This is a genomic window from Helicobacter sp. CaF467b (genome assembly GCF_022664765.1).
GTDB lineage: Bacteria > Campylobacterota > Campylobacteria > Campylobacterales > Helicobacteraceae > Helicobacter_D > Helicobacter_D colisuis.
In genome coordinates, this window is record NZ_JALAIY010000005.1 from 23,020 (window position 1) to 33,695 (window position 10,676).

Consider the following 10,676-nt stretch of genomic DNA (forward strand, 5'->3'; position numbering starts at 1 on the left):
AATATGAATCAATGGATTTGGCAAAGCAAAAATTATCCAAATTTTGTATATGATGAAAAGAATTTACAGCCTTTACTTGATGATATACATCAAAAGAATAAAAAGCTCAATTCAATAATTTCTGACAATCAACTCTCAACAATTACTTTAGAGTTAAAAATTAATTCTCTTTCAAACGAAATTATTAATTCAGCCGCGATTGAGGGAGAAATTTTCAAAAGAGAAAGTGTTAGGTCGTCTTTAAGAAAAAAACTTGATAAAGACTTTGACCGCTGGAAAGATAGGCATTCAACCCATCAGAGCGATAATTATGTAGCTCTTTTGTTAGATACCAATTTAAACAAAAACCCCTTAAGTTTAGAAAGGTTACACGGGTGGCATAATTGTTTGTTTGAAGCTAGATATAAAAGATTGCAAAAAATCAATATTGCGCGTTTTAGAGAAGATGAAATGGAGGTTGTTTCAGGTGCAATAGGACACGAGATGGTGCATTATCAAGCTGTTTTGGCGCAAGATATTGATAAGAATATAGAGCCTTTTTTGGATTTTTGTAACAATAGCAGTGTTAATGCTTATATTAAAAGTGCCATTGCGCATATTTGGTTTGTGATTATTCACCCTTATGATGATGGAAATGGTAGAATCGCAAGAGCTATTGCGGATTTTCTATTGCCAAATGAAAATATAAAACTATATTCTCTCTCTAAAGAAATTAACCATTCCAGAAAAGAATATTATGATATTTTGGAGAGAACAAATAAATTCAATGAGTCTTGCGATATTTCAGAATGGGTCGCTTGGCATTTAAAAATTACAAATTTTGCTTTAAAGAATGGTATCAAAGAGCTTGATAGAATGATATTTAAAACAAAGTTTTGGGATACTTTCAGAGATTATAACCTTAGTGCAAATCAACAAAAATTTTTAAATAAGATTTTGGATATAGGAATCAATGATTTTAAAGGTAATTTAAACCTAAAAAAATATATGGTTATTACAGGGACAAGCTTTGATACAGCCAAAAAAGAGTTAGATGAATTGTTGCGTTTTGGTTGTCTAATAAAAAAAGAGGATTCTGACACTTTTCTTTTGAATCAAGATTTTTTTCAGAATTTATCTTTGATGGATAAAATAGAAGCTCATTCGCAAACTCAAGCCGATTTCAATAACCTAATACAACGCATTGAGCAAGCAGAGCAAAACAGGCAAAGAAGCGATGAAAACTATAAAAATGGTATGAATAGAATCCACACACCAAAACAAAATGATGACCATTTAAACAATGAAACTTCTCTGCTTGAAACAAAAATAAATCAAAAAATTAAAAAGTAGGGATATTTTAGGAGATTAGCAATGAGTAAATACAAACTTACAAGAGAGCAGGAATCTCAAGGTTTTAGAATAGAAGAGGGTGAATATAACATATTCCTTTACGATAAGGACAATAATCGTTGGAATTTAGCTTTATATGCCATAGAACAAGCCATTGAAGCGTCTAAATCTTTAAGAAACTGCAAAAACTGCACGAATTGTGAAGAATGTGTTAATTGTTTAAATTGTATAGATTGTAAGCGTTGTGTGGATTGTAAAAATTTACAAAATTGTATAGAATTAGTGGATTTTATAGAAGAAGTTAGGGAAGTTTTGGGAGATTAATAATGGGTAAATATTTTAAAAAATTCAAATCTTTACAAAAATATTCCACAAAGCTTAATCCAACACAGCAAAACGCTTCTTTTTGGGCTTCTAAGTATAAGTATGCTATCGTTTTTACTAACAGAAAAACACTAAAACAAGAATACTTACTTTGCTGTGATGAGAAAGAGGCTACAGAAGAAATAGAAAGAATATGTGAAATTGAAATTTTTAGTTATCCAAAACTTTATAAAATTAATTTTTTAGATGAATACCAAACGCCTTACGACAAGAAAAGAAAGCAATGAATCTAACTAACGAACAACTTGCCATTATAGAATTATCAAAGAATCTTAAATTAAATGAGATTCTAAGCATTCAAGCTTGTGCTGGAAGTGGCAAGACTTACACGCTAAAACAGATTGCCCTTGCAAATCCCAATAAACGATTTTTATATCTTGCATTTAATAAAGCAATCGTCCTTGAATCAAAAGGAAAATTTCCTAAAAATGTAGAAGTAAAAACCTTGCATTCTCTAGCTTTATCTTATACAAAAAGAAAGCTAGGGGATTTTAAGTTAATCCCCAATATCAACATTTTTGATTTAGAAAAAGTCTTTTTAGCAAGAAACGACCAATTAATTCTAGCCTTAAAAGCTTTTAATGATTTTTTAAAAAGCAATGAATCTTTAGAATCGCAACCTGATTTTATAAAAGAATTTTACCAAGCAGTGTTAAACAAAGAATTGCCAATGTTTCATAACTTCTATTTAAAATATTATGCTTTAGCCAAAGATAAAAACTTAGAAAAAGAATATGATTGTATTTTGCTTGATGAAGCACAAGATACCAATGCAACAATGCTTGAAATTTTTTTACAAAATCACTGCGCAAAAATTTTAGTCGGAGATTCCTTTCAGAATATCTATGGCTTCAATCATTCTTTAAATGCCTTTGCTATTATTAATCCAACTTACAAAACGACTTTGAGTAAAAGCTTTCGTTGTAATCAAGAAATTATTGATTATGCTAACTTTTTCTTACAAAATTTTACCAACCAAAGCTTTGCAAAATTGCAATCTCTTAATCAAAGCACTTCCATTCAGAATAAAGCAGTCATTACAAGAACCAATGCGGGAATCATTGAGTTTATTAATGCAATAGAAAATGAAGCGGAATATGCTTTGCTAAAAGAGCCTGATAAAATCTTTGCCCCCCTTTATGCCATTATTCATTTTAGAAATGCTAAATTGGATTTGATTCCACAAGAATATAGCTATTTTAAAAATTTCTCTACCACAAAGGAATTATACGAATACATTAATAAAAGCCAAGATAAAGAATTGTTAAGTGCTTTAAACTTTTTAAATAAGGGATTTAATATCTATGAAATTTCAAAAAAGGCAAAAAGGCTTTATTATAATAAAAATGCAAATAATTTTATTATCAATGCGCATCAAGCAAAAGGACTTGAATGGGATAGCGTAGAGTTGTATAATGATTTTTCCTCTTTAAAAGATTTGCAAGAAAACTTTAAAAAAGAAACAGATGAGACAAAAAAGAAAGAATTGTATTTGAGCTTAGAGCAAGAAAGAAATCTTTTTTATGTGGCAATCACAAGAGCAAAAAATGCACTGATAGATACAAGCAAAAATAAAAGCTTTTATAAGGATTCTAATGGTTCAAAGTGCTAGAAACGCAGAATCTAAAAGCTTTTTAAGAGAGATTGAAGATGCTTTAGTGCTAATCAAAGATGAAAAAGCAAAAGAATATTTCCTAAAACAAATGCGAGAAGTTTTTACAAAGAGAAATGACCCAAATACACTTTTTACAGGTGAGAAAAATTTAAAAGCTGAGATTCTAGCGTATTTAAAGCAAAAAGGATTTGTCCGAACTGCAAATATTTGGGCTAGGAATATCATTGTAGAGCAAGAAGCCATAGATAATCTTTTAATGCTTTTACAAAAAAGGCTTTTGGAGAGAGATATTGAGGGGATATTAGAGATTCATTTGCAAGATAGAGAGATAAACTCTCCACATATTCAATTTGTAGGGATTAAATGCGAGGAGGCAGAATCTATCATCGCGCATACTCTAGTAGAGTTGAAATATGAAACAAGCGTAGAGAGTGCTTTAAGTAAAAAGAATTTTATGCCTTATTTTGAAACTAATCCACAAGCTAGGGTGCAAGATTTAAACACAATGATTGATTATAATCAAAAGCAAAAGGAACAAAAAGAAAGGAGAGAATTTGAGTTTGATGAAGAAATAGAAGAGCTTTTAATGGAGTTTGAAAATTCTTTCCAAGAAACAGCAACATCATTCAATAAACTTACAACAAGTGTAAATAATCTTACACAAAGACTAGAATCCTTTAAAGAAAATGTAACGCAATACAAATTAAATCTACAAAGCAAGAATCATAAGCTTAAGAGATTTAGAAAGAGAATAGGTAGGAGGTTATAAAGGGGTGTCTTATTGCTTTTCCCGCGCCACCAAGAGTTTGCACACCTTTTCGTGAATAAGGAAGCAATATACCATTCGCACAATATACAAAAAATCTCTAATAATTATTACAAAGCACACCACACCTATTACCAACATATACGAAGCATAAAATTTACAAAGTTCTGGCGCGTAGGTTTTAGATTCCATTAGTTTAATTGCAGGGATAAAGTCCATAAAGTGTTTTAGATAAGGATAATGCGTTAAAATATCTAAAGAAAGTAAAAAGATACTAAGAGAGCAGAGAAAATAAAGTGCAATAGCAGCAATAACACGCTTTTTGCTAAAATGCTTATTCATTAAGCGGAATCTTAAATAAGCTCTAAATCCGTTATAGGTTAATGGTTTGCTTTGCATAATGAGTCTTGAATCTAAGATTTGCCTTTGTCGCATTGTGGCAGAGAGAACCCTTTATATTGCGCAAAGGCAAATATAAAGGTCTTGGAGGCTATGCTTTGTTGCCTCTCCAATCATCACTTCCACTTGTGCCTGCTACAACATGTTCCCAAATCACTTTTCTATAATTTAACGAAACTTTAAAAAGCTCTGTTTTATCGTGATTTGATTTATCTTGAGCGTTAGGCATAATTAATTCAATATCGGTGATGATTGCATCTTCTAACTTTGTAGTAAAGAAATGCTCTGAATCCCCATTTGTTGAAGTTCTAAACCAATGCACTTCCACATTGGTTAGTCTCTCGCCTTTAGTAAGCGCATTATAAAGCAATGGAACCGCCTTATTTAAAGAACAAGTAAAAGTGAAAGGTTTATGGACTCTCTGACCTGATGGTTGCCCACTTTGTTGATCTACTGGAACTGTTACAATGTGAGAAACCTCTTGTGCCATAATTTCATCTTCATGTCCTGTTTGGTAGCGATTGCCAATGCTTGCTTCTGTGGTAGCTCCACTTGAAATTAGTCCTTGAGTCGAACCTTCGATTTTGATGTAGGCAGGTTGTGCCATTGAATCTCCTTTTTAAGTTTTAATTTATTATACAGAGATATTAGCATTTTTTTAATTTTTTTAGAATAAAATAGCATAAAAGTTATGAAATTTTTATTAGTCGTTTTAGAATTTATGGAGGAAATTTAATTGTTATGTTTGGTAGAATCATCAATTTTATAAAGTCAAAACTATTTTTATATATTTTACTATTAAGTGCCCTTTTTATTGTAAGCCTTACATTTTGGCTATGGGGTTCTTTAATTGCATTTAATGATATTTATATCTTTAGTAACCCTTATTTAAGATTTGGTATTATTTTTATCATTTGGGTTTGTATCTTTCTATTTTTCTTGTTAAAACCGATTATCAGCTTCTTTGCTTCATTAAAAAGTGAAAAAAGAACGAAATTAAAGTTGTTGCAAAAAGAAGCAGATAAATTTCTATATAGAGCAAAAAGAAATTTTTTCATCTCTTTAAAGGACGCTAAGGATACTTGGAAAAAAGAAGTTAAGATAAAAAATATGCCTTTAATCATTATTATCGGTAACGAATCGGCAGGAAAAAGCACTTTTATTAACTATTCTGATATTGAATGCCCTTTGAGTGATAGCCTCCAATCCTACAAAAAATTGCACCAATCGACACAAAATTTTGCTTTATATATTTCAAAACAAGGCGCAATCTTGGATACAGAGGGCAATTATTTTTCCCAAGAAGACTTTTTTAAACCAGAAAGTAGTGATGAAATGCCCGAAGATGATTTGGATAAAAATAAAGATTATATTTTAAAAAAGAGTATTTGGAGAAATTTTTTAGGCTTTTTGAATAAAAATTTCTTCCATAGCAAACTTAATGGAATCGTTTTGGTAATAGATACTCTAAATTTCATTAATAGCCCCAAAGAATACTCTTATAATCTTATACGGCACTTGACAAAACGCGTTTATGAATGTGAAAGGACTTTGAACTTAAAATTACCCATCTATATAGTGTTTTCCAAAATAGATTTAATTGAGGGTATGAAAGAATTTTTTGAAATTTATAATGAAAAAGTTACTCATAAAACTTTTGGAATATCCTTTAAAGATAATTTGAAGCTTGATGAGTTAAATAAAAGCTTTAGAGACATTAGCGATTCTTTACTTTTTAATTTTATGAATAAAAATACTCACTTGCATTCCCTTGAGGACAAAAATAAAACCTATTGGTTTTTAAAACAAATGGATAATTTATTTGCATTGGTGAGTGAATTTCTTGTGGAATTACAAAACGAAAATGCACAAAAAAATAGCTCTTACTTGCGTGGAGTTTATTTTGTAAGTGCATATCAAGAAAATATACCTAGAAATTATCTCCTTGATACAATATGCACGAAATATAGCATTAAAAAGGCACTAGGAAAAGCAACTCCTATCTACAATAATCAGAGTTATTTCGTGAAAACTCTCCTTGAAAGGGTGATTTTTAAAGACTATTCTTTAAGTAAAATAAAAAGTGTTTTTAAAAAAGCAACTCTGCTTAGTCTTGTTGTGTTGATATGCCTTATTGCCTATTCGTTTTCTTATTATTTTATCAATAAAAATAGCTTAGAAAGGGAAAAAAGCGATGTTGTTTCAAATTCTTTGGAAATGTTATTGACAGATTCAAAATACAACACAATGAGTATAGAGCAAAAAGCAGTCCTTCTAACACAACTAAGGAATATTTTATCCTCTTATCCAGAACTTAACAATAAACCAAGTTTAATGGAATACCCCACTTTGAATCTATCCTATAAGGCTTTTAAACAAGCAAATGATTTCTATTATGCCGTTAATGAAGATGTGCTAAAAAATACCCTCATTAAAGAAATGGAAAATATATTGCTAACAGACACCAAGAATGACAATATTCTTAAAACATTGTATATGTATAAAACTTTATTTGAAACAGAATACCTCAACACACAATTATTGAAAAAATGGATTAACGAGAATTGGAGTTATTTGCAAAAATATCAAATTTCACAAGAAAATTTCTTAAATGGAGTGGATAGTTTCAAAAATACAAATTTCAATACTTTTAGCATAGACGAAAAAAGTATCATCGCAAGCTTTGAAAAACTCCAAAACACTAACCAAACACAACGAATTTACATTTTGCTAGATTTCTTAAAAAGTCATCAAGCAAAAGAAAAATACTTTATTTCTCAATATCTTGGATACGCTCAAAATAGTGTATTTGCAGACAATAAAGAGCAGTTTATTATAGATAAAATTTATACCAAAGAAGGAATGGTAACTTTCTTAAATAATCTTAATGCAGAAGTTGATAATGCCATTAACATAGAATCTTGGATGTTAAACAACGATACAACACCACTTGAAAACAAAAATACTCTTATTTTGGGCATATTAAAGTTATATTTTAATGAATATCAAACAAAATGGCAAGAGTTACTCACTTCTTTAAAGCCACAAAATTACAAAAGCAAAGAAGCAATGCTAAATCAACTTGATATTTTAGCAAAAAAGGAAAACCCGATTCAGTCTTTAATTAATATCGTTAGTAAAAATACAAATATCAATGACGCCTTTTTGCTAAGTGAGGCATATAAACTAGGCTTGAATGCAGGTGAAATTAAAGCGAATTTTGCAAATATTACAAATACTTTTGCCCCTTATCATAGAATCGCCAATGAGGATTCTTTATTAAAAAGTGGGGCTTCTGCTGTAGGTTTGAAACTTGATAATACAGATGAAAATATAATGGAAGCTTTAGGTAAAGATATTGCGGATATTAAAAACAAAATTATAAGCTTTACTACAAATAGCAATCTAAGCATAGAGGATAGAATCTCGTATGCTCTTGGGAATTTAAAAGAAGCAGATGATCCTTTTATTGCTTTTAATAATGATATTAAGCAAATACCTTTTGAACTAAGGCAATACTATGCAATACTTTCTGCTTATTCTTGGAATTTTATAGAAAATAATGGAATCGCACTTTTTAATGCCGTGTGGAAAAATGAAGTATATACGCCTTTTATCAATGATATTGCTCCTTTTTATCCCTTTAATCAAGATAGTATGGAAGAATTAAGTCTAGATTCTTTCAAGAGTTTCTTTGGAAAAAATGGAACTTTAAATAGCTTTTATAAAAAATATCTCAATGATATTTTGGTAAAAAGAAAAAATATATATTCTATTAACCCGCGATACAAGGCTAAACTAAATTTTTCTGGAAGTTTTTTAAATTTCATTACGGAAACTGCTAATTTATCTAGTTTGATCTTAAGCCAAAACGATAATACAAAAGTGCATTTTGCCATCAAGGCACTTGATTTAAGCGCAGATTTTTCGCATATTGATATTTCTTATTTGAATCATTCCATAACATATGATCACACTTTAAAAACGCAACTAAATATCATAGCAGATCAATTTACACCTGCTACCATCTTGAATCTTAGCGTTTATAATTATGGCTCTTATCAGGTAAGCTATGAAAATTCCTATAAAGGCGAATGGGCGTGGTATAGATTTATTAAAAAAGCAAAAAACAATAACAAATATACTTTAAATTTCAATAATAATGAAAAATTGTATTTTGATTTTGAGCTGGTAAATGGCGAAAAAGACATTGCTGCTATTATGCAACTTTTAGAGAATTTTAAAATTGTAGAAAACATTATAGGTGGAGAGTAAAATGGAGAAAGAAGAAATTGGTGTGATTGTTGAAAATACACAAGATTGCGAAAGCAAGAAATATGCACATATTTTCAATGAGGATGGGGGCTTTATTGGAAGCAGTTTTGATAACGCCTTTTGCCTACAAGACACGCAAAACAAGATTCAGGATAAACACATTCAAATTACCTTTGAAGAGGGGTGTTTTGCATTAACGCCAGTTGCAAACTGCATTGTTTATTACAATAATGCGTTTTCTAGTATGGAGGGGGGATATGGAACGATTATTAATCTAAATGATACCGTTAAAATAGGAGATATTGTGTTGCGCTTTGTAGATCCAAAAAGCATTAATGAGAATATGCTTAAAAAAAGCAATGTATTTAAAGATTTGCAAAAGCAACCCCAAGAGGAAGAGCCCCCTCTAAGACCAAGAGGGCAAGTAAGTGTTAATTTTAATGAAAAAGACAATATTAAGGAGCTAATCGACTCTAAAAAAACATACGATTTTTTAGAAAAGAAATTTGACGATAGTTTTTTAAAGCAAATGCCTAATGCCAATGCAACTGCTTTTGATTACAAGAATATTTTAAAGTTACTTGATAAAAGCTTCAAAGAAATTCAATCCAAGCAAAGAAATAGTAAATTTAATGATATTTATGAGGATTTGACCCTAAAAGACTTAGAGGGAATTATTGCGCAAGTTCCTCTTATCAAATCTACCAAGCTGATTAACCTTTTGGTGTTAAGTTTGATTAGCAAAGAGCTTTATAGCCCTATATTTGAAGAAATGGAAGAAGATATGTTTGTTAAATATCTTAAGGTTGCGATTCAAAGCAATGTAAAAGAAGAGAAGCATTTATTTGAAAACTTAACCATTAAAGCATTAGAAAAATATAGAAAATAAGGGCTTTATGGGCGACTATTTACTTCGTGAAAGATTGCGGGATAAAATTAAAATGAAAGGTGGGCGTCGGTTCGCCCTTTAATGACAAAAGAAATTATACTTTTCAAAGATTAAACATTGTTAAAAAGTGGGCTTTATACAAAATTGCAAAAGAGTGGATGAATGGTTTGGCGTTTTTAAAACAAAAATCAAAAAGTTAGAAATTTGGCTTAAGACAATATGGAATCCAAGATTTCTTTTACTTTTTTAATTCTTATTCCATCGCTATGGACTCTTAGCTTTTTTGTAATTTCAAATCCATTTTCAATATGAGCCATAAATACATTTAATCCATTAATTCTAGCACATTTGAGTGCTGGTAACATATCGCTATCTTTACAAAAAACCAAAATACTATCAGCCAGTTTATTATATGCTATATGCGAAATATCAAGCCCCAAAAGCATATCGACTTGCTTTTGGTTAATGATTAGATTATCCTTGTCGTCTTTGCCTTTAAGTTGTAGCTCACCCAATCTTAAAGCAAAATATTCTTCAAAGGATATATCCGTAATAAAGCGTCGGATTTTTTCAGTAATTTTATTCATTTTTTCGTATCGTTCATTATGGTCTTTTTTGTAGTCTTTTAAGTATTTAAAATTCTTTTCATTCATTTTTGTTTCTAAATTTAGGGGTTGTGCTGTATAAAAAAAGATTCTGTATAATTGCTCGTCTTTATCAATAAAAGATTTGATGAGTTTTGAGACTTGTCTTGCATTATTGTAGTCGAATTTTTCTTTAAAATCCGCGTTCTTTATTTGAACGCTCTCAATGTCTTTTCTTAAATTCTCCCAATCTACAAAAACCGCAATTTTCATCCTTATAAGCCTTTAATAAAAAAAGGGCTACTCTAATCCCCTACCCACATCGGATTAAATATGTGGTCTTTGGGGGGGATTAAAGTAGCCCTTAAATTTCTAAAATTCTAGCATATTTTAATTAAATTTTTCTTAAAAGATTGTCGCACAATAGGCTTG

10 protein-coding genes are annotated in these 10,676 nt (G+C 30.2%); 7 read left to right on the plus strand and 3 right to left on the minus strand.

Annotated elements, in window-relative coordinates:
- The first annotated feature begins 3 nt into the window (after positions 1–3).
- Genes MKD52_RS08270 through MKD52_RS08290 form a run of 5 tightly spaced genes read left to right on the plus strand, consistent with a single transcriptional unit; the run spans position 4 to position 4,100 of the window.
- Positions 4–1,332: a DUF4172 domain-containing protein gene (locus tag MKD52_RS08270; RefSeq protein ID WP_242099973.1), complete on the plus strand. Its 1,329-nt coding sequence runs from the start codon at positions 4–6 to the stop codon at positions 1,330–1,332.
- A 21-nt stretch (positions 1,333–1,353) separates the two neighbouring features.
- Positions 1,354–1,656, plus strand: a complete 303-nt coding sequence (locus MKD52_RS08275; RefSeq protein WP_242099974.1) for a hypothetical protein — start codon at positions 1,354–1,356, stop codon at positions 1,654–1,656.
- Between the two features lie 2 nt (positions 1,657–1,658).
- Positions 1,659–1,943 carry a hypothetical protein gene (locus tag MKD52_RS08280; protein ID WP_242099975.1) on the plus strand — a complete coding sequence of 95 codons (285 nt, stop codon included), beginning with the start codon at positions 1,659–1,661 and terminating at the stop codon, positions 1,941–1,943.
- Positions 1,940–3,328 carry a 3'-5' exonuclease gene (locus tag MKD52_RS08285; protein WP_242099976.1) on the plus strand — a complete coding sequence of 463 codons (1,389 nt, stop codon included), beginning with the start codon at positions 1,940–1,942 and terminating at the stop codon, positions 3,326–3,328. The genes MKD52_RS08280 and MKD52_RS08285 overlap by 4 nt, the downstream gene beginning before the upstream one ends.
- Positions 3,312–4,100 (plus strand): hypothetical protein, encoded by a 789-nt coding sequence (locus MKD52_RS08290; protein WP_242099977.1) that lies wholly within the window; start codon positions 3,312–3,314, stop codon positions 4,098–4,100. Before MKD52_RS08285 ends, MKD52_RS08290 begins: the two co-directional genes overlap by 17 nt.
- A 9-nt stretch (positions 4,101–4,109) precedes the next feature.
- Here the strand turns inward: MKD52_RS08290 and MKD52_RS08295 are convergent, their stop codons facing one another.
- Both MKD52_RS08295 and MKD52_RS08300 read right to left on the minus strand, forming a co-directional pair.
- Entirely contained in the window at positions 4,110–4,532 is a 423-nt protein-coding gene (locus MKD52_RS08295; protein ID WP_242099978.1) for a hypothetical protein, read from the minus strand.
- Between the two features lie 55 nt (positions 4,533–4,587).
- Positions 4,588–5,103 (minus strand): Hcp family type VI secretion system effector, encoded by a 516-nt coding sequence (locus MKD52_RS08300; protein ID WP_242099979.1) that lies wholly within the window; start codon positions 5,101–5,103, stop codon positions 4,588–4,590.
- Positions 5,104–5,237: 134 nt separating this feature from the next.
- Between MKD52_RS08300 and tssM the strand changes: the two genes are divergently transcribed.
- Both tssM and MKD52_RS08310 read left to right on the plus strand, forming a co-directional pair.
- Positions 5,238–8,771, plus strand: coding sequence for a type VI secretion system membrane subunit TssM (tssM, locus tag MKD52_RS08305; RefSeq protein ID WP_242099980.1), 3,534 nt, complete (start codon positions 5,238–5,240; stop codon positions 8,769–8,771).
- A 1-nt stretch (position 8,772) separates the two neighbouring features.
- Positions 8,773–9,660: a hypothetical protein gene (locus MKD52_RS08310; protein WP_242099981.1), complete on the plus strand. Its 888-nt coding sequence runs from the start codon at positions 8,773–8,775 to the stop codon at positions 9,658–9,660.
- Between the two features lie 209 nt (positions 9,661–9,869).
- Here MKD52_RS08310 and MKD52_RS08315 read toward each other — a convergent pair whose 3' ends face one another.
- The gene (locus MKD52_RS08315; RefSeq protein WP_242099982.1) at positions 9,870–10,517 is read right to left on the minus strand and encodes an NYN domain-containing protein; all 648 of its coding nucleotides are present in this window, start codon (positions 10,515–10,517) and stop codon (positions 9,870–9,872) included.
- Between the last annotated feature and the right edge of the window lie 159 nt (positions 10,518–10,676).